The organism is Phenylobacterium sp. (assembly GCF_036402295.1).
GTDB lineage: Bacteria > Pseudomonadota > Alphaproteobacteria > Caulobacterales > Caulobacteraceae > Phenylobacterium.
In genome coordinates, this window is the sequence record NZ_DASWTE010000035.1 from 12,352 (window position 1) to 31,273 (window position 18,922).

Genomic DNA, 18,922 nt, shown 5'->3' on the forward strand with positions numbered 1-18,922 from the left:
TCTCCTCCACCGAGTTGCGAAACGAGCCGATCGAGCCCCTCCAGACCATCGCAGGCTTGCATAACTCCAGTGCATAATGACGCTCAAATCCGCATTTGAAGTGCTGATACCCCTCGTGGTCCGCTCCCGTGCCGGCGAGGGAAACCCGAGGCGGCCCACAGCAACGAGGGGGTTTGGCATGGGTTCGAGACGTTCCGTCGCGCGTACGGCGCTGTTGGCGTCCATCTCGGCAGCAGCGGCGAGCGCCGTGCTCGGCGCGCCGGGCGCCGCGCTTGCCCAGGCGACCGCCGCCGAGCAGGTGGACGAGGTGGTCGTCACCGGCACCCGCCGCGCCGGCGTCACGCTGACCGAGTCCTCCACGCCGGTCGACGTTGTCAGCGGCGAGACCCTGCAGCGGCAGGGCGCGTCCGACCTCAACGACGCGCTGAAGACCACCGTCGTCTCCCTCAACGTCCAGAAGTTCGTCGCCCAGGACGCCTCGGCCTTCGTGCGTCCCTTCAGCCTGCGCGGCCTGCCGCCGGACCAGACCCTGGTGCTGGTGAACGGCAAGCGCCGGCACCGCTCGGCCGTGGTGCAGATCACCAACCAGCCGCTGGCCGCCGGCGCCCAGGGATCCGACCTGTCGTCCATCCCCGCGATCGCGGTGGACCGCATCGAGGTGCTGCGGGACGGGGCCGCCGCCCAGTACGGCTCCGACGCCATCGCCGGCGTCATCAACTTCCAGCTGAAGCGCGCCAACGAGGGGATCACCGCCATCGCTCGCTACGGCCAGTTCTATGAAGGCGACGGCGAGGACTACAACCTGCAGCTCAACGCCGGCCTGCCGCTCACAGAGGAGGGCTTCTTCAACCTCAGCGCCGAGCTCTCCAGCTCCGCCAAGACCTCCCGCGGCCAGCAGCGGCCCGACGCCCAGACCCTGATCAACGCCGGCAACACCGCCGTCCCGGTCCCGGCTCAGCGCTGGGGCGCGCCCAAGGTCGACGCCGCCCGTCTGTTCTTCAACGCCGAGCTCCCCGCGACGGCGCAGGTCACCGCCTACGCCTTCGGCAACTTCGGGCAGGCCTCGGCCGAGTCCGACTTCTTCTACCGTCCCTTGAGCCGCGCCGACGTGTTCGCGAGCGTGCCGCTCACCAACCTCCCCGGCGGCCCGCGCTTCAGCTTCACGAGCCGCTTCCCCGGCGGCTTCGCGCCCATCTTCCGCAGCAACATGCTCGACATGAGCCTGACCGCGGGCGCCAAGGGCGAGGCCCTCGGCGGCCTGCGCTACGATTTCAGCGCCGGGCTCGCGCAGAACGAGATCGAGTTCAAGCTCGACAACACCGTGAACCCCTCGCTCGGGCCCGACTCGCCCTCGTCCTTCCGGGCTGGCGAGTTGCAGCAGCGCGAGGCGCGGCTGAACGCCGATTTCGTCTATCCGCTCGAGACCGGGATGTTCGCCGAGCCGCTGAACGTGGCCTTCGGCGCGGAGTACCGGCGCGAGACCTTCGAGATCAAGCCGGGCGAGCCGGCCTCCTACCAGGCCGGCCGCTTCGCCAGCCTCACCGACCCTGACACCGGCCGGATCATCGGCCTGGCCGTTGGCTCCAGCGGCTTCCCCGGCTACACGCCGGCCTCGGCCGGATCGTTCTCGCGCAGCAACTGGGCCACCTACCTCGACCTCGAGACCGAGGTGGTCGACAAGCTCACGCTAGGGGCTGCGATCCGCTACGAGGACTTCTCCGACTTCGGCTCCACCTTCAACTGGAAGCTCACCGGGCGTTATGAGCTGTTCGACGGCTTCGCGATCCGCGGCTCGGTCAACACCGGCTTCCGCGCCCCCACGCCCGGCCAGTCGAACATCTCCGACGTGGCCACCAACATCGACCCGCTCACCGGCGGCCTGCTGCTGATCGCCACCCGCCCGCCCACCGACCCGATCGCCCAGTTCTACGGGGCCAAGCCCCTGAAGGAGGAGGAGTCCAGGAACTGGGCCGTGGGCGCGGTCCTGGACGTCGGCGGCTGGGTGCTGACCGCCGACTACTTCAACATCGAGGTCGAGGACCGCATTGCGCTGACCTCTCGGATCACCATCACCGCCGCCGACCGCGCGGCGCTGGCGGCCCGCGGCACGCCGGCCGGCGACCTGCAGAGCGTGCGCTTCTTCGGCAACTTCTTCGACACCGAGACCGAAGGCCTCGACGTGGTGCTGTCCAGGTCCTGGACGACGGACATGGGCAAGCTCGGCCTGACGGCGGCGGCCAACTACACGAAGAGCAAGGTCACCAACCTGCGCGATCCGCGCGCCGTCGACCGCGAGCGCCGCATCGAGATCGGCCATTTCAACCCGCGCTGGCGCGGCAACGTCGCCGGGACCTGGGAGAGCGGCCGCTGGAATGTCCTCCTGCGCGCCAACTACTACGGCAAGTGGATCGACGCGGTCCCCAACGCCACGCCGACCGCGCTCTCCTTCGACCAGGAGTTCGGGGCCGAGTGGTTGGTGGACGCCGAGGTGAGCTACCAGGCAACCGAGCAGCTCAGCATCGCCGTCGGCGCCGACAACCTGCTGGACGCCTATCCCGACAAGGACCGGCGCCAGGCGCAGATCAACAACGGGATCGTCTATCCGCAGTTCTCGCCCTTCGGCTTCAACGGCGGCTTCTACTACGTTCGCCTGACGGGGAAGTTCTAGGCGCCGCCTTTACCTCCTCCCCTTCCCTTCCAGTGCAGGGCCGCGCCCCTCCCAGGCGCGGCCCCAGGGCGTCCCATGACCCAATCCTCCTTCGAGGCGCGGCTGATCGCGCTCGGCCTCGTCCTCCCGCCGGCGGGCGCGCCCGTCGCCAACTACGTTCCCGTCGTCGTCCATGCCGGCCTGGCTGCGGTCTCCGGCCAGCTGCCCCGCGACGGCGAGCGCCTCGTCACCGGCCAGGTGGGGACGGACCTGACCGTCGACGACGGAAAGGCTGCGGCGCGGCTCTGCGCATTGGCGATCCTGGCCCAGCTGCGGGACGCCCTGGGCGGCGACCTCGACCGGGTCGTGCGCTGCGTGCAGCTGACCGGCTTCGTCAACGCTGCGCCCGGCTTCAGCGAGCACCCGCAGGTGATCAACGGCGCCTCCGACCTGATGGTCGAGGTGTTCGGCGACGCCGGACGCCACGCCCGCGCCGCGGTGGGGGCCGCAAGCCTGCCGCTGGGCGCCGCCGTCGAGGTGGCGGCCGCCTTCGCCGTCTCGTCCTAGGCGCCGAAGCGGGCGTCGCAGGCGCGCGACAGCGCGTCCCGGTCCTGCTCCAGCAGCACCACCAGTTCGTCCACCAGCCGGGAGCGCGCCCGATGCGGCGGCAGGATCATCAGCGAGCGGAAGGCGATCGCCGGCTCGAAACGCTTGGCCACCAGCCCCAGCGGCTCGAACCGGTCGGAGACATAGGTCAGCGAATTGGTGAGGCCGATGCCGGCCCCCTCCATGGCGAGCTGGCAGATGGTGGCGGCGAACTGGGTCTCCACCACCACCTTCGGCCGGGCTCCGACGGCGGCCAGGGCGGCGTCGAACTGCAGGCGCGCCGTGTCGTCGGGCGCGAGCGAGATGACCGGCTGGCGGTCCAGCATCTGCGGACGGATCACCGCCTCGGCCGCGAGCGGATGGCCGGCCGGGAGCACGCACACCCCGCGCGTCTCGATGAACGGCTTCACCACCAGGTTGCTGCGGTCGATCTCCTCCGCACAGAGTCCGATGTCGTAGGCGCCGGACGCCACCAGGTTGCGCACGGTGACCGAGTTGCCGATCTCGAAGCGGATCGAGACGTCGGGCCGCCGGTCGGCGAAACGCTTCAGCACCTTGGGCACGAACGAGAGCCCCAGCGCCGCGGAGCTCGCGATCCGCACCGAGCCGGTGCCCACGGCGCGCATCCGCGCCACAGACTGGCGCAGACGGTCCATGCCCACGAAGGTGTCCAGCACCTCCTGATAGAGCAGGTGCGCCTCGGGCGTCGGCGTCAGGCGCGGGCCGCTGCGCTCGAAGAGCTTCAGCTTGGTGGTGTCCTCGAGCCGTTTCAGCGAGCGGCTGATCGCCGGCTGGGAGATGTGCATCAGCTCCGCGGCGGCCGTGGTGGAGCCGGTCTTCATCACGGCGCTGAAGGCTTCGATGAGCGTGAGGTTCATGCGCCAAGCATAACCTGCACGCATGCTTACGCCGCAACTATGAATTTGAACGTCTTCCAAGGCCGGGCTACGCCTGGTCCCGCAAGGAGCAGTCGAGATGCGTGACCCCACCCTCTGCGTGACGCCCGGACAGGGGCTGGAGGCGCCGTTCGAGAGCCTGTCAGTGCCGGTGCATCGGGCCTCCACGGTCGTCTTCCCGACCGTCGCCGCCTACCAGGGGCGGCGCGACGAGATCTATGACGGCTTCTCGTACGGGCTCTACGGCACGCCCACGTCGCGCGAGCTGGAGACGCGGCTGGCCCGGCTGGAGGGCGCGGCGCGCACCCTGGCCCTCCCCTCGGGGTTCTCAGCGATCGCGCTCACCACCCTGGCCACCGCGGCGCCGGGCCAGGAGGTGCTCTTCCCCGACACCACCTACGACACGGTGCGCCCATTTGCGGACACGTTCCTGGCCGGCCTCGGCATCGGATCGCGCTACTACGACCCGATGCTGGGCGCGGACATCGCCGACCATCTCAGGGACGAGACCGCGCTGGTCTGGGTGGAATCCCCCGGGTCCATGAGCATGGAAGTCCAGGACGTTCCGGCCATCGCGGCGGCCGCCCACGCCCGCGGCGCGAAGGTGGCCGCCGACAACACCTGGGCCACCCCGCTGCGCTTCAAGCCGCTGGCGCATGGGGTCGACTTCTCGGTCTGCGCGCTGTCGAAGTATGTCGCCGGCCATTCCGACGTGATGATGGGCTCCGTCTCGGTCGCCGACGTGGCGCTCTACCGCCGCCTCAAGGACTACAGCCGCTTCCTGGGCCTGGGCGTCTCCGCCGACGAAAGCAGCCTGGTGTTGCGCGGCCTCGAAACCCTGGCCATCCGCATGGACCGGGCCGAGCAGAGCGCGGGGCGGCTCGCCGCCTGGGCTGCGACCCAGCCGGGCGTGGCGGAGGTCCGCTTCCCGGCCCTCCCCTCCAGCCCCGGGCACGAGCTCTTCAAGCGGGATTTCACCGGTGGCGCGGGCCTGTTCTCGGTCTTCCTCGAGCCCTGGACCCGACCGGTCCTGGCCGAGGCGGTGGAGTCCCTCAGGCTGTTCGCCATCGGAGCAAGCTGGGGTGGCACGCGCAGCCTGGTGGCGGTGCTGGACCGCCCGCCCCTGCGTACGGTCGCGCCCCTTCCCCACCAGGGGCCGGTCGTCCGCTTCAGCATCGGCCTCGAGGATGCCGCCGACCTGCACGCGGACCTCGCCGCCGCCTTCGGCCGGCTCGCCGCCACCCGACCCGACGCCGCCCAGCGCCGGGCCTGAAAGGTGAGGATGCTGGGCCTTGGGAGACTGGCGGCAGCGAGCGCGGCGCTCGCGCTGGCCGCCTGCGCGCCGCCCCCCAAGGCCGAGCGCGGCGCGATCCCGCGCATGGTGAAGCGCGACTACGTCACCTGCGGCGCGAGCCAGGGCATCACCGGCCTCTCCCGTCCGGACGAGAGAGGGGTGTGGCGGGGCTTCGACGTCGACGTCTGCCGCGCCTTCGCCGCGGCCCTGCTGGGGGATGCGAAGAAGATCCGCTTCATCCCCCTCAACGCCGCCCAGCGCTTGCCGGCCGTGCAGACGGGCGAGATCGACGTCCTGCAGCGCACCACCACGGTGACCTTCACCCGCGACATGGCGATCCGGTTCGTGGCGGTCACCCAGTTCGACACCGACGTGCTGATCTTCCGCAAACGCCTCGGGGCCGCGACGCCCAAGGGCCTGAACGGGCGCACAGTCTGCCTGCAGAGCGGCGGGAGCTCGGCGGACAACACGCTCACCCGCGTCGAGGCGCACGAGGGCATCCGCTTCGAACGGGTCTACTTCGACTCCACCATCACCGCCCGCGACGCCTACTTCTCGGGCCGCTGCGACGTCTATGTGACGGACGGATTCCTCGGCGCGAGCCAGGTGGCGACGGTGGCCCGCAACCCGTCGGAGCACACGCTCCTCTACCTCGACCACCTGCTGCCGCAGGGCGTCGCCATCGCCCGCGGCGACGACCGCTGGTTCGACGTGGTGCGCTGGACGGTGAACCTCCTGATCTGGGCCGAGCAGAACGGCGTCACCCAGGCCAATGTGGACGAGCAGTTGCGAGGCGGCCCCGCCGAGGTCCGCCGGGTGCTGGGGGCCGACCCCGCCTTCGGCCGCGCCATCGGCCTCGACCAACGGTGGGCCTACAACGTCATCAAGCAGGTGGGGAACTACGGCGAGATCTGGGAGCGGAACCTGGGCGGAGCCACGCGCATCAAAGCCGACCGCCGGCTGAACCGGTCCTACAAGGACGGCGGCCTGCTCTTCCCCTTCCCCTGGGACGTCTGATGAGCGGACAGGCCCTCGCCCCGCCGCGCGCGACCCGGGAGCCCGTCGCCTTCGGGGCCCTGGCCGCGCAGTCCGCAGCGGTGACCCTGGTCGCAGCCTTCGTCCTGCTGGTGGTGGTCACCACCATCTCGAACCTGCAACTGCGGGGCATCCCCGTGGGCTTCGAATTCCTGGGCGACCGCGCCGGCTTCAAGATCGCCGACACGGTCATCCCGTTCGCGCCGGACGACGGCTACCTGCGCGCCATCGCCGTCGGTGTGACCAACACCCTCTTCCTGTCCCTGCTCGTCTGCCTGGCGGCCACCGTCGTCGGCGCCCTCCTCGGCGTGGCGCGGCTCAGCCCGAACCCGCTGCTGGCTGCGCTCGCCGGGGCCTGGGTGGAAGCCGTCCGCAACATCCCGCCGGTCCTGCTGCTGATCTTCCTCTACGCCTTCTGGAGCCAGGCCATGCCGGTGGGGGGCGCGGCCGAGCTGCTGCCCGGCGTGCTCGCCTCGATCCGCGGGGTTGCAGTCCCAAGACTGTTCACGGCCCTGCCGCCCGGCGGCCTCGCGCTGGGTCTCGCCGCCTCGGTCGCTCTCCTCGCGCTCGCGGCGGCGGCCGCGCGACGCGCAACGCAGCGGGGCGGCAAGGGGCCGCCCTACGGGCGCGTGGCCCTGGCCGTCGTGGCGGTCGCCTGGGCGGGCGCCGTGGCCCTGGGCGGCTGGACGATCGAGCTACCCCGCGCGGAGGGCGACGACCTGGTGGGCGGCGCGCGCCTCACGCCGGAGTTCGCCACCGTCTTCTTCGGCCTGACCCTCTACACGGCGGGCTTCATCGCCGAGATCGTGCGCTCGGGCATCCAGGCCGTGCCGCGCGGCCAGTGGGAGGCGGGCCGCGCGCTCGGCCTCACCGAAGGCCAGATCCTGCGCCGCGTGGTGGCGCCCCAGACGCTGCGGGTGATCACGCCCCCGATGACCAGCCAGTACATCAACACGGTCAAGAACAGCACGCTGGCCATCGCCATCGGCTATTCCGAGTTCATGACCGTCATGGGGACGGTGATCAACCGCACCAACCAGCCGCTCGAGGGCACGCTGATCATCGTGGCGGTCTACATGACCATCAACCTAGCGCTGGCCGCCGGCCTCAACCTCCTGAACCGGCGCGTCCAGCCGGGGCGGCGCTGAGATGGCCGACGCCGGCCTCGCCCCGCCCCGGACCCCGCCGCGCGCCGCGCGCCTCCTGAGCGGGCTGTTCGGCAGCCCGCTCAACGCGCTCCTGACCCTGCTGGTCCTCTGGGCCATCGCCTCGGCGGCCGCACCGCTGATCCGCTGGGCCATTCTCGACGCCGTGCTGCTTCCGGCGGAGCCGGCCGCCTGCCGCGACGCGCAAGGGGCCTGCTGGAGCTTCGTGGTCGCCAAGGGCGGGCAGATCCTCTTCGGCATCTACCCCATCGAGGAACGCTGGCGGCCCATGCTGGTCTCTGCAGCGCTCTTGGCGCTCCTCATCCACTCGCTGCGCCCTGCGGCCTGGCGCCCGCGGCTCGCCTTCATCTGGGCCCTCGCCCTGCCCGGGGTGTTCCTGCTCATGTTCGGCGGCCTTGCCGGACTTTCCTATGTGGCGACCACCATGTGGGGTGGCCTGCCGGTGACCCTGATCCTCACGGTCACCGCCGTCGGCGCGGCGTTCCCGCTGGCGATCCTGCTCGCGCTCGGCCGGCGCAGCGACCTGCCGGCGATCCGCATCCTCTGCACGCTCTTCATCGAGCTCACCCGGGCGCTGCCGCTGCTCAGCATCCTGTTCATCGCCTCGATCCTGCTGCCGCTGCTGGTCCCGGAATGGCTGCTGCCCGACAAGTTCTTCCGGGCGATGATCGCGCTGCTCCTGTTCGCGGCCGCCTATCTGGCGGAGGTCGTCCGCGGCGGGCTGCAGGCCCTCCCGCCCGGCCAGACGGAGGCCGCACAGGCGCTCGGCCTCGGCTACTGGCAGGCCCAGCGCCTCGTCGTCCTGCCGCAGGCGCTCGCCCTTGTGATCCCCAGCCTCACCAACACCATCATCGTCATGATCAAGAACACCAGCCTGGTGCTGGTGGTGGGCCTCTTCGACCTGATCAGCTCCGGCAGGGCCGCGCTCGCCGACCCCGAATGGAGCTCGCCAGCCATGGAGACCTACCTCTTCATCGCCGCCATCTACTTCGCCCTCTGCTTCGGCTTCGGCCGCTTCGCCAGCGGCTTGGAACGTCACACCCGGACCCCTGCATGACCACGCCTGCCACGTCCCCCGACCGTCCCGCCGTCGCCCTCCACGGCCTGCACAAGTGGTACGGCGACTTCCACGCCCTGCGCGGCGTGGACCTTTCCGTGGCCCCCGGGGAGCGCATTGTCATCTGCGGCCCCTCCGGCTCGGGCAAGTCGACGCTCATCCGCTGCGTCAACCAGCTGGAGCGCCATCAGGCCGGAACCGTGACCGTGGACGGCGAGGAGGCCACCGCCGACCCGCGGCGGCTGCAGGCCATTCGCCGCAAGGCGGGCATGGTGTTCCAGGGCTTCAACCTCTTCCCGCACCTGACGGTGCTGCAGAACTGCACGCTGGCCCCGGTGCAGTCCGGCGTCGCCAGTCTCCCCGAGGCGGAGGCGCTCGCCCTGTCGCTGCTGGCTCGCGTGCGGGTGGCGGATCAGGCGCACAAGCATCCCGCCCAGCTTTCGGGCGGCCAGCAGCAGCGCGTGGCCATCGCTCGCGCGCTGTGCATGCGGCCGAAGATCATGCTGTTCGACGAGCCGACTTCGGCCCTGGACCCCGAGATGGTCAAGGAGGTGCTCGACACCATGATCGACCTGGCGCGCGAAGGCATGACCATGCTGGCGGTGACCCACGAGATGGGCTTCGCGCGGCAGGTCGCCGACCGCGTCGTCTTCATGGACCAGGGTCAGGTCGTCGAGGCCGCGACGCCGACGGACTTCTTCGACCGTCCGCAGCACGAACGCACCCGGGCCTTCCTAGGTCAGCTCCTGCACTGAGCCCGAGCTGGCGAGATCCAACGTCGGCCATGCGCCATGCGCTGAACGACACCCCTCCCGCGCGCCTCAGGGGCTGCTCTTACCGCATGTGGCTCAACTCAAACCGGCTCCGTGGCGTAAAGCGCTGGCCGCACGACCACGGGCTTCAGAGACGGCTCGACGAGAGCCTCCGGCGCGACATCCCACTCGATGATCTTGCTGACCACCTTCTCCGGATGGAGGTGGCCGCATCGAACCATCTCCAGGACCTTGGGAATGTGCGGACGCACGCTGGGTCTCCCCGTCGAGAAGCTGACGTCGCGGAGGTACATCTCCCAAAGGGGCATCGGCGTATCCTGGAAGTAGATCGCCAGTCCCGACACGTGGCCGCCGGGGGCCAGCGAGCGGATCGCCTCTCTGAATTCGTCGGGATTCCGGGTCGCCGAGATCACCACGGGGAATCGCGAGGCGAACGCCCCCGTCAGGACCTCGTGGACCGTCGCGCCGAGGGCCTTGGCGACGGCCCGGCGGCCGGGATCGGAGTCGACATAGTCCACGCTCTCGGCGCCGGCGGCCAGGGCCAGATCGACGGCGTAACACCCCAGGCTTCCGACCCCGCCGTGCACCAGGACCTGCGCACCCGGGTGCTTCGCGAGCCCCTTGCTGACGGCGATCCAGGCGTCCGTGAGGTTGTCGCTGACGCTCGCGGCAGAAACCGGATCCAGCCCCTTGGGCACTGGGACCAGCATGGCGTCGGCGAAGGGTACGAGGACGAGATCGGAAAACAGGCCGCCCCAGTGCCCGCCGACCGGAACGCCAAAGCAGGCGTCTCGGGGCGCCGTCTCGCAGCTCGCCGTCAGGCCTGCGCGACAGCGGCCGCACTCTCCGCAGCAGATGTGCCAGGGGACGACCACGACATCGCCGCGCGCGACCGACCTGACGGCGCCGCCCACCTCAACCACCTCGGCCACGGCCTCGTGCCCGATCGCGAACGGCGGCTCGAAGGGCGTGAACCCGCCAATGATCCGATGGTCCAGATCGCACGTGGTGGCTGCGATGGGCCGGACGATCGCCTGGCGATCATCCGAGATGACCGGGTCGGCCGCCTCGCGCCACTGCAGCGCGTGCTTCCCCGTGAAGATCATCGCCCTCATATGCGGGCGCCGTAATAGGCTTCACTTCGCGTGATCAGCCCGTCCGGTCCGAAGTCCATCGACTCGCTCGCCCGGGTGATGCCGGTCGGGAGGTCCGCGCGCCACCAGACGGTGAGCCTTCCGAGACGTCCGTCCCAGGAGGCCGATTCCAGCTCGAGCTGCGGCGAGACCACCGCCGCATAGGCCGTGTTCCAGTATTGCCGTATGGCCTCACGGCCCACTACGTTTGGCTTGCCGGTCAGCTTGGCCGCGAGCGGGCTTCGCATCTCGCTTTCCTCGGCGAAGTGCGCCACGACAGCATCCACATCCACGTTGTTCCAGTGGGCTGCCCAGGTGTCTGCAAAGGCGAGCGCCTCTTCCTCCGTCATGGCTTCCATCCCTCTCAGCGAGCAATCCCCATGACCGTCGCGCCGACCATGTCACGAGTCAATAGACTTGACCTGAAAAAGCTGGAGCCCTTGGACGACGCGCTGGAGCTGATGTTCTTCGGCCTTAAAGGCATGACCCGGGAAGCGGACGAATTCCTCGCCAGCCACGGGCTGTCGCGAGTCCATCACCGCATCCTGTTCGTCATCGCGCGACGCGACGGGGTCACGGTTGGTGAGCTGCTGGCCAATCTCGGCGTCAGCAAACAGGCGATGCACCGCCCGATGAAACAGCTGCTGGATGGCGGCTATGTCGCGGTCAGTCGCGATCCCACCCGCCACCGGTTCAAGTCCCTCCACCTGACCGAGCTCGGCAGGACGACCGAGCGCGAAGCCTCCGCTCGTGAACGGTCCGTCATGGCCGCGGCGTTCGCCGAGGCCGGCGAAGGCGCCCAGCTGGCCTGGTCCGCCGTGATGGCCGCGGTCGCACGGCGCGCATAGGCTTTATGTCAATCGTACTGACGTGTAATCGTCGGCGGTCTGCCCGCCGGGCCCTTCGCCGCCTGGAGTTCACTCGCACGGCGAAGGCGCATGGCGGTTCGAAAAGCCGAGAGTGGTCGAGCTGGACCGACCGCTAGCCGTCGAGCGTGAAGCCGACCTTCAGGGTGACCTGGTAGAAGGCGACCTTGCCCTGATCGACCACGCCGCGGGTCTCGGTCACCTGGAACCAGCGGATGTTGCGCAGCGTCTCCCCGGCGCGCGCCAGCGCCGACTGGATCGCGTCCTCGATCGAGGCCGGCGACGATCCCACGAGTTCCACGACCTTGTAGATGTGGTCGGTCATGACTGATCCTCCCAGGTCCCGCTCCGACCCGGGTGTTCTGCCCCGAAACGGGGCTGGGAGGAAGCGGTGGGTCCTCGCTGCGCTAGCCGTCGAGGCCGGGCGCGCCGTCCAGGAAGGCCGGCAGCGCGCGGCGGGCCCGCGGAGCGAAGGCCTCCGAGCCTACGGCGGCGGCCACGCAGGAACGCGAGCGGACGCCCAGCTTGTGGCAGATCCGGCGCACGTGCTCGCGGACCGTGAAATGACTGATGCCGAGCGAGCGGCCGATGTCCTTGTTGCTGTCCCCGGCGGCGATGCGCCAGGCGATCTCCACCTCGCGGCGGGTCAGGACCTCGCTGAGGGCGCCGGGCGCAGCCCGCGGCACGGCCGGCGAGGCGCTCAGAACGACGTAGCGGGCGCCGCCCACCACCATCGACCCACAGGCGCGGCCGCGCAGGCCTGCGCGCGCGTCCAGGCTCTGCCAGCGGGTCTCGTCCACCAGGACGAAGCGCTCGTCCTCGACAGCGAAGGTGCGGCCTTCGGCCAGCAGGCGCTGCAGCTCGCCGGCCGCCGCCACCTCCCTGGCGGCCCATTCCAGGGCGAGGGTCTCGGCGTCAGCCATGCCGCACATCCCCTCGCCGGCCCGCGTCGCGGCGGGCGACCAGCATCCGCCAGGGCGAGGGCCCGCCCGGTCCGAGGGCGAAGGCGCTGACCGGTGTGAGGCCCGCCGCCGCGAGCGCCGCCTTCATCTCCGCCGGTCGCCGGTGCCGCTGGACGTGGCGCTCGACGACGCCGCCCTGGAACGCGATGCGCGTCTCGCTGAGGCCGCGCTGCGGGTCCAGCCGGGTGCGCCAGGCCGAGCGGCGGCCACGGGCGCTCACCAGCTGGTGGTGCGTGCTGGGCGGGGCCTGGTCGTCCAGCCAGGGGATGTAGTCGGCCACGAACAGGCCGCCCGGCCGCAGGTTGCGCGCCACGGCCGCCAGCGCGCGGGCCAACGCAGCGTCGTCGACCAGGTAGTTCAGCGTGGCGAAGGTGCAGGTGATCAGCTCGACGGGCTGCGGCAGCGCCAGCGCGCGGATGTCCTGCTGCATCAGCCGCACGCGGCGGCGATCCAGCCGGCGCCCGGATAGGTGGAGCATCGCGGCCGATCGGTCGACGCCGAACAGGGGCGAATGGCCCCGCGCCGCCAGCCACTGCAGCACCCGGCCCGACCCGCAGCCGATGTCGGCGGCGGCTGCGACAGGCGCGCGGCTCAGCGCCCGCGCAAGGCCTCGTGACAGCGACGGCCAGGCCGCTTCGGCCATGACCGCGTCGTAGGCCTGCGCCAATTCGCGCCCATACGTCGGGGCCTCGATACTGGTATTCGCGCCAGGCGCAGCCTGCAGCTCGCGGCGCGCGACTGGTCGGAAGGCGGACATCGGTCCTCCCGCATGAACCTGTGAGGCGTGGCTTACATTCCCACCCTTAGTTGATCTCCATCTAGCGCTCGCAAACCGCGATACTCAACCGAAAGATGAACGTCGGTCGTTGAATTTTACCTAATCTTCTCTACGTGGCGGCCCACCTGAACGAACACCGGGGATTGCGCCCCGGCGCACAGCAATTGCACCGCCGCCAGCAGGTCCGGAGTCATACGAACCCCCCGATTTACATGGCCTTGCGGCGCCATCGGCGTGCCGGCGCGGCAGCCCCAGGGGCCGTTTGCGTGGGGCCTGGGCCCGGCCGTATGGACGCCTACGACGATGCGCCTCCCACCGGTCCAGCGCTCTACCCAGACTGGCGCCCCGCTGTGTCCGGGGCAGGTGTCGACGCTGTAGAAGAGGTCGCGTCCGGTGAACCGGTCGAGCCGCTCCTCGTGCGTCCACTGTGTGCCGCGCCGCTTGTCGCCGGGGTAGCCCGAGATGTGCAGCAGGCGGCTCTGGCGGATGCGGCCGAGCTCGGCGCAGGTGGGCGCGTGCAGCCGCAGGGGCTCGGGCCCGGCGACCGGCTGGCTGAGGCGGATCAGCCCGATGTCGAACGGCCGGCTGGCCGAGCGGACGTAGCGCTGGTGCGCCCACCAGCGCTCGCCGTTCGCGACCCCGAAGGGTCGTCGCCCGCCCGCACGGCCGGCCGTCACCCGGATCCGCAGTGGCGTGGCCTGACGGCCCACGATCCGGCGCACCGGACTGAAGACGCAGTGGCCGGCGGTGAGGATCATCCGCGGCGAGATCAGGAAGCCCGTGCAGCCCACCCACCGCCCGTCGCCGAAGTCGCGCTCCAGGTGGCAGACCGCGGCGAACGGCGGCTGGCGCGTCGCCACCACCTTGCGGCGGCCGTCGACCGGCCCGATGACCGCATAGTCCGCAGCATCGGTCAGCCGGTCGAGGAAGACCGGAACGTCGGGGCCCGACATGGCTCAGGCCTGGGAGGCGGGCGGCGCCTCGTCGGCGGCGTCGGCGGGACCTTCGGGCGGCTCGGCCTCGGCAAGGGCCTCGTCGCCGTCGGCGTCGTCGGCGCGCAGGACCGGGTCCTCGTCGCCCAGGTCGTCTTCGCCCAGGTCCTCCAGGGACTCGGGCGTCACGACGTTGCGCCAGATCTCCTCCAGGATCAGGTCGGCGTTCGGCCGGCCCTGCAGCCATTCGGTGACCCGCTGCACGAACTGGCCCTCGTCGATCGGCAGCGGCCCCTCGTCGAGCGCATCGAAGCGCACGGCCTCGGCCTCGGGCTCGGCCCGCCGCTTGGCGGCCTCGGGCGTGCGGATTCGCGGTTTTCCCAGTGCGTCGAGCTCCTCCAGCACCCAGGCGTCGAGCCGGGCGAACGGGTCCTGGCGGACCGCGGTCATGCCATGTGCCATCGCAACCTCCTCACCAATCGAATTCGAGGGCTTCGTCGAAGGGGTCTTCAAAGCCGTGCTTGCGGGGATCGTTCCAGTCGGAGCGCTGCAGGTTCTGCAGGACCACCTCGGCGCCGTGGGTCATGCTGACCTGACCGGCGGCCGAGGTGACCTGGCCCTGCTGGACGTGCAGCCGATTCAGTGTCCCGGCGCGCGCCGCGGCCACGAGTTCCGGATGCACGCGATCCCGGTTGGGGAAACGCAGGTGCTCCAGGAGCCGGAGCCCGGCCGACTGCCCGGTCGTTCCGACATAGTGCGAGCGATGGTCCGGCGCCGCCGTCGGCTCGGCGATGTGGTACAGCCGCTGGCCCCCCGTCGCGAACATCGGCGCCAGGCGGCGGTAGCGCGGGTCTCTCTGCAGCATCTCCCGCCCGCGCGGAGTCAGCGCGAGGCGTGGCTCGTCCGAGGGCCGCCCGGGCTGCGTGGCGCCCCGCGTCTGAACCACGCCGCCGGCGGCGCTGAAGGCGACGAGGTCCTGCATCGTCACGGGGCCGCCGCCGCGCCCCTGCCGCCATCCGGTCCAGCCGAGCGACCGCAGCATGCCGCGCGCCGCGCGCCGCTGCGGCGTGGTCATCCGTCGGTGGCGCGGCAGTGACTTGCGCCGACGGCCGCCACGCGCCGGTGGCCGGCGGGCCGGCCCCGTGATGGCGGGGAGCCTGCTCGGCGCGACTCTGCGCGGGGGCGGGGGTGTCCGTGGCGCGCGCCGCGCGGGACGCGCCTGCCGTCGGCGAGCCGCATAGTCGGCGTCCTCATTGAAAAGGTCGGCGAGGAAAGCCTCCTCGTCGAAAGAGGCGTCTTCGAAACCGTCGGTGTCGAAGGCTTCGAACCGGCGCGGCCCGCGGCCACAATCCGGGCAGCGGCATCCCGTGCGCATCGCCAGGCCGTGCACGGCCGAGTGTCCGGTGCTGGTCAGAAGGCGCGTCATCGGCGGCTCCTTTCGAGGACGGGGATGCGGGGGACGGGCGCGGGACGGCGGGCCCGCACCGAGATCGGCGGCTGCGGCCGCGGCCGCGCCGGCGCGCGGATGTCCAGGAGTTGCGCGAGGTTGGCGTTGCCGTCGCGGCGGTAGCGCAGATGCTCGCGCCGGCCGGTCAGCAGGGTCACGACGCCCGGGCCGTGGCCGGCGACGGTGCTGTCGGAATGGATGATCACGCCGATCGACACGTGGTCGGCCGAATAGCTGCGCCCGAAGCGGTTGTCGGCGTTCTCGATCGCCACCATGTCGCCGAACCGCAGGCTGTTCAGCCCGTAGCGTCGGGCCACCTCCTGGTCGAAGAGCTGGATGTCGTAGTCGCCGCGCAACACGGTGTTGCGGCCCAGGCCTGAGCCCATGATCTTGGCCGGCACGACGTGGGTGACCGGCGCGATCAGCGGGCCGCGGCCGTGGGTCAGGCCCCAGCGGGCGATCAGCCGCGGCGAGGCGTTCAGCACCTCCACCTGGGGGTGGTCCACGAGCTTCAGCCCCAGGCCATAGGCGTAGACCTGGATCCGGTCGCCCAGCGCCATCTTCAGCATCACGTCGGTGGGGAAGTCGACGAGCACCGTGTCGACGCCGCCGTGCTTGCCCGTCACCACGCCGCGGGCGCCCTTGCAGGCGCCATTCATCACCACGGCCCAGTTGCCGACGCAGGAATAGGTCTGCAGCGCCTGGTTGGCCCCGTCGCCGCCGCGGATGCGCGGCTCGTGGCGGATCGAGACGCCGGGCTCCACGTGATCGGCCTGCAGGCGCACGCAGGGGTCGCCCACCCGGTGGCTGGGGACGATGCCGCCGGTGCCCGGCAGGATGCGCGGCGTCCCGTCCTGGCCGATGCGGTAGGGGTTCTCGCCCGACAGGGGCGCGCACGCCGTGCCCATGACGGTGATCATCACCAGCTCGGGCCGGTTCATCCGCGGCTCGTCGGCCGGCGGGTTCAGGGCGAGGGCCAGGCTGTCGCGCATGGGTCCCTCACCTCACGGCGTGCCAGGCCAGCGTCGCGCCGGCCCAGGGATCGGGCCCCTCGCCCGCCATGCCGCCCAGGAGCCCCTCCCCGCTCTCCGAGGCCCAGAGGTCGTCGCCGGCCAGCACGTACGGCAGCACCGCCGCCCGCGGCGCGGCCACATGGACAGCGCAGAGGGTGAGCTCGTCGCAGAGCAGCGGCGGCAGGCCGATCTTCACCCAGGGCGGCAACGTGACGGGCGACTCGCCGCCGTTCTGGCCCAGCGATCGACAGGGCCCATAGGCCCGCTCCTGCCACAGCGAGGCCAGGCGCGGCTCGCGCTCGCCGGGCTTCAGGGTCGTCAGGATCATCGTGGGCCGGGAACTGAGCGCGCCCGCCAGCGCCAGGGCCTCGAAGCCGCAGGTCCGCCGCCACGACCAGGCGTCGCCGCCCTCGTCGCCGATCAGCGCCTGCGCCATCATCTCGAACCGCTGGGGCAGGAACTCGTCGGCGTCCTCTGGCAGGTCGCTCTCGTGGCGGTGGTCGCCGATCCAATGGAAGCGCCCGTTGATCCGCGCGCCCAGCCAGGCCTGGTGCCAGTCGCCCAGCGCGGCCAGCAGCGGCTCGACGACGTCGTCGTCAGGCTCGTCGGGCTCCATGACCAGGTGCGGCTGGGTATCGAAGAGCCGGTAGCTGTCGATCAGCGGCCAGAGGCTGCGCGCCAGCCAGACCCGCCACTCCTGCGCCAGCCGGAGCGCCAGCAGCAGGCCGAAGGGGCTGAGCGCCAGCTCCGCGTCCAGGACGCAGGCCGGCGTCTGCCCGCCCAGGCGGATCTCGACCGACGACAGGTTCGCCATGGCGGCAGGCCCTTACGCCCAGGGGTTAGGCCGTCAGCCGTTGCCGCGCCGTCCGTTCGCCGACGCCCAGCGCCCAGCGGAGCTGCCGCTCGACGCCCGGGAAGCGGCGGCCCTCGGCCGTCATCCGGTAGGCGGCGATCCACGCTTCGGCGTGCTGCGCCAGCGCCTTGCCCTCGGCGTGGAACACGCTGATGTCCAGGGTCGTCGAGAAGTCGTTCGCGGCGATGTACTCCAGCGCGCGGCGGCCGCTCTCGGCCATCTTGGCCCGCTGCGAAAGCTCGGCCTGGCCGCCCAGATGGCGCTGGCTGACCTGTTCGACGACGTCCCACTTCGTGTTGGCGTCGAACGAGCGCTTGATGTCGGGCGTGTCCAGGAGCTCCAGGATCTCGCGCAGGTACTGGCCCGTCTCGGTGGTCAGCGCCAGGATATTGCCGTAGCTCGCGCGATCCAGCGCATAGCGCAGGTCCAGGCCCAGCCGCTGGATGGTCGCGGCGCTGCCGAACGGCCGCTCGCTGAGCGCCACCCCGCCCTTGATCACCTCGCTGATCATCAGGTCGCGGAAGTACTGCGCGAACGCCGACATGAAGGCGACGAGCTGGAAGTGGAAGTTGTTGTTGACCACCGCGCCCGCCGGAGCCGGCGTCGTGCCGTAGTTGAAGGCGCGCCGGTAGGCGATCATCCGGTCGCGGCGGCTGTAGCGGAGGGGTTTCCACTTCTCGAGGATATAGAGCCCGCGAGCGCCGGGGCCGCGCTGGATGCGCAGCTGGCCCAGCTGGAAGAGCCTGCGCAGGACATCGATGACCTGGAAGATCTTCATCTGCTCGTGCTGCCAGATGTAATAGAGCTCGGCGACCGCATGCAGTTGGGTCGGGATGACCGAGTCGTCGAAATCCGGCTTGATGCGCGGGTAGTTGATGTCCTCGAAGGGCTGCACCCCCTCGGGGCCCAGGCCGATGATCCCGGCGAAGTCTGTCGGCTTGCCGTCGCCGGCCGCGCCGCGCAGCAGTCCCTCGATGCGTCCCTCGAGCTGCGCCTCGAACGCCTGGCGTTCAGCGGGCGCCAGGTTCGGGAACTCGTCCCGGAACAGACGCTGGAACAGCCGCTTGATGACTTCCACATTCTCGTAAGCCATGATCGCACCTTCCTGACTGTCTGCGTCCGAGCGCTAGCTGCGCTTGTTCACGATGGCGGCGCCCGCGAAGAATTCGCTGAGGCTTTCGATCGTCGGAAGCGGGGCGCTGCCTGCCGCGTTCAGGCGGTCCAGCAGCCGCTGCGGCCGTCCGACCTTGTTCTTCTGCGTATCGTTGTCGATGAAGGCGAACAGCTCCTTCACCGTCGCGAGACGGTTCGCCCGGAAGAACCGCAGCACGCCCTCCTGCGCATCGCTCGGCAGGATGAAGAGCCACGTCAGCAGCGACAGCTCGTCTACACCCGCGGCGGTGGCCGTGGCCGGGGCGGCGCCGGTCGGGGCCGGAACCGCCGCCGGGGCCGCCGCAGCGGGCG

21 protein-coding genes are annotated in these 18,922 nt (G+C 70.8%); 8 read left to right on the forward strand and 13 right to left on the reverse strand.

What is annotated here, in order from left to right:
• Nucleotides 1-178 precede the first annotated feature (178 nt).
• Nucleotides 179-2,668 carry a TonB-dependent receptor gene (locus VGD44_RS02015; protein WP_331083346.1) on the forward strand — a complete coding sequence of 830 codons (2,490 nt, stop codon included), beginning with the start codon at nt 179-181 and terminating at the stop codon, nt 2,666-2,668.
• Between the two features lie 75 nt (nt 2,669-2,743).
• Entirely contained in the window at nt 2,744-3,214 is a 471-nt protein-coding gene (locus tag VGD44_RS02020; protein WP_331083348.1) for a RidA family protein, read from the forward strand.
• On the opposite strand, the gene VGD44_RS02025 is transcribed toward VGD44_RS02020, so the two are convergent.
• Nucleotides 3,211-4,131: a LysR substrate-binding domain-containing protein gene (locus VGD44_RS02025; RefSeq protein WP_331083350.1), complete on the reverse strand. Its 921-nt coding sequence runs from the start codon at nt 4,129-4,131 to the stop codon at nt 3,211-3,213. The two genes, VGD44_RS02020 and VGD44_RS02025, sit on opposite strands and share 4 nt — an antisense overlap.
• 97 nt (nt 4,132-4,228) lie before the next feature.
• Here VGD44_RS02025 and VGD44_RS02030 point away from each other — a divergent pair, with 97 nt between their 5' ends.
• Genes VGD44_RS02030 through VGD44_RS02050 form a run of 5 tightly spaced genes read left to right on the forward strand, consistent with a single transcriptional unit; the run spans nt 4,229 to nt 9,456 of the window.
• Nucleotides 4,229-5,422 (forward strand): trans-sulfuration enzyme family protein, encoded by a 1,194-nt coding sequence (locus tag VGD44_RS02030; protein ID WP_331083352.1) that lies wholly within the window; start codon nt 4,229-4,231, stop codon nt 5,420-5,422.
• 9 nt (nt 5,423-5,431) lie between these two features.
• Nucleotides 5,432-6,460 carry a transporter substrate-binding domain-containing protein gene (locus VGD44_RS02035; protein WP_331083354.1) on the forward strand — a complete coding sequence of 343 codons (1,029 nt, stop codon included), beginning with the start codon at nt 5,432-5,434 and terminating at the stop codon, nt 6,458-6,460.
• On the forward strand, nt 6,460-7,626 hold the full coding sequence (locus VGD44_RS02040) for an ABC transporter permease subunit (protein WP_331083356.1): 1,167 nt from the start codon (nt 6,460-6,462) through the stop codon (nt 7,624-7,626). Before VGD44_RS02035 ends, VGD44_RS02040 begins: the two co-directional genes overlap by 1 nt.
• A 1-nt stretch (nt 7,627) precedes the next feature.
• Nucleotides 7,628-8,701: an amino acid ABC transporter permease gene (locus tag VGD44_RS02045; RefSeq protein ID WP_331083358.1), complete on the forward strand. Its 1,074-nt coding sequence runs from the start codon at nt 7,628-7,630 to the stop codon at nt 8,699-8,701.
• Nucleotides 8,698-9,456: an amino acid ABC transporter ATP-binding protein gene (locus VGD44_RS02050; protein WP_331083360.1), complete on the forward strand. Its 759-nt coding sequence runs from the start codon at nt 8,698-8,700 to the stop codon at nt 9,454-9,456. The genes VGD44_RS02045 and VGD44_RS02050 overlap by 4 nt, the downstream gene beginning before the upstream one ends.
• A gap of 98 nt (nt 9,457-9,554) precedes the next feature.
• On the opposite strand, the gene VGD44_RS02055 is transcribed toward VGD44_RS02050, so the two are convergent.
• Nucleotides 9,555-10,580, reverse strand: coding sequence for a zinc-dependent alcohol dehydrogenase (locus VGD44_RS02055; RefSeq protein WP_331083362.1), 1,026 nt, complete (start codon nt 10,578-10,580; stop codon nt 9,555-9,557).
• 5 nt (nt 10,581-10,585) lie between these two features.
• Nucleotides 10,586-10,957, reverse strand: coding sequence for a nuclear transport factor 2 family protein (locus VGD44_RS02060; RefSeq protein WP_331083364.1), 372 nt, complete (start codon nt 10,955-10,957; stop codon nt 10,586-10,588).
• 30 nt (nt 10,958-10,987) lie between these two features.
• On the opposite strand from VGD44_RS02060, the gene VGD44_RS02065 reads away from it, so the two are divergent.
• Nucleotides 10,988-11,455 carry a helix-turn-helix domain-containing protein gene (locus tag VGD44_RS02065; RefSeq protein ID WP_331083366.1) on the forward strand — a complete coding sequence of 156 codons (468 nt, stop codon included), beginning with the start codon at nt 10,988-10,990 and terminating at the stop codon, nt 11,453-11,455.
• Between the two features lie 133 nt (nt 11,456-11,588).
• Here the strand turns inward: VGD44_RS02065 and VGD44_RS02070 are convergent, their stop codons facing one another.
• The 10 genes from VGD44_RS02070 to VGD44_RS02115 all read right to left on the reverse strand — a co-directional run.
• Nucleotides 11,589-11,798 carry a dodecin gene (locus VGD44_RS02070; protein ID WP_331083368.1) on the reverse strand — a complete coding sequence of 70 codons (210 nt, stop codon included), beginning with the start codon at nt 11,796-11,798 and terminating at the stop codon, nt 11,589-11,591.
• A gap of 82 nt (nt 11,799-11,880) precedes the next feature.
• The gene (locus VGD44_RS02075; RefSeq protein ID WP_331083370.1) at nt 11,881-12,396 is read right to left on the reverse strand and encodes a LuxR C-terminal-related transcriptional regulator; all 516 of its coding nucleotides are present in this window, start codon (nt 12,394-12,396) and stop codon (nt 11,881-11,883) included.
• Nucleotides 12,389-13,192, reverse strand: coding sequence for a methyltransferase domain-containing protein (locus VGD44_RS02080; protein WP_331083372.1), 804 nt, complete (start codon nt 13,190-13,192; stop codon nt 12,389-12,391). The genes VGD44_RS02075 and VGD44_RS02080 overlap by 8 nt, the downstream gene beginning before the upstream one ends.
• 116 nt (nt 13,193-13,308) lie before the next feature.
• Nucleotides 13,309-14,166 (reverse strand): trypsin-like serine peptidase, encoded by an 858-nt coding sequence (locus tag VGD44_RS02085; protein ID WP_331083374.1) that lies wholly within the window; start codon nt 14,164-14,166, stop codon nt 13,309-13,311.
• A gap of 3 nt (nt 14,167-14,169) precedes the next feature.
• Nucleotides 14,170-14,607, reverse strand: coding sequence for a hypothetical protein (locus VGD44_RS02090; protein ID WP_331083376.1), 438 nt, complete (start codon nt 14,605-14,607; stop codon nt 14,170-14,172).
• 10 nt (nt 14,608-14,617) lie between these two features.
• The gene (locus tag VGD44_RS02095) at nt 14,618-15,571 is read right to left on the reverse strand and encodes a hypothetical protein (RefSeq protein WP_331083378.1); all 954 of its coding nucleotides are present in this window, start codon (nt 15,569-15,571) and stop codon (nt 14,618-14,620) included.
• Nucleotides 15,568-16,584, reverse strand: a complete 1,017-nt coding sequence (locus VGD44_RS02100; RefSeq protein ID WP_331083380.1) for a DUF4438 domain-containing protein — start codon at nt 16,582-16,584, stop codon at nt 15,568-15,570. The genes VGD44_RS02095 and VGD44_RS02100 overlap by 4 nt, the downstream gene beginning before the upstream one ends.
• A gap of 7 nt (nt 16,585-16,591) precedes the next feature.
• Complete coding sequence (locus VGD44_RS02105; RefSeq protein ID WP_331083382.1) at nt 16,592-17,419, reverse strand: hypothetical protein; 828 nt, start codon at nt 17,417-17,419, stop codon at nt 16,592-16,594.
• A 25-nt stretch (nt 17,420-17,444) separates the two neighbouring features.
• Nucleotides 17,445-18,551, reverse strand: a complete 1,107-nt coding sequence (locus VGD44_RS02110) for a hypothetical protein (RefSeq protein ID WP_331083384.1) — start codon at nt 18,549-18,551, stop codon at nt 17,445-17,447.
• A 33-nt stretch (nt 18,552-18,584) separates the two neighbouring features.
• Nucleotides 18,585-18,922, reverse strand: a 338-nt coding sequence (locus tag VGD44_RS02115) for a hypothetical protein (RefSeq protein WP_331083386.1), incomplete at its 5' end; no start/stop codon positions are given.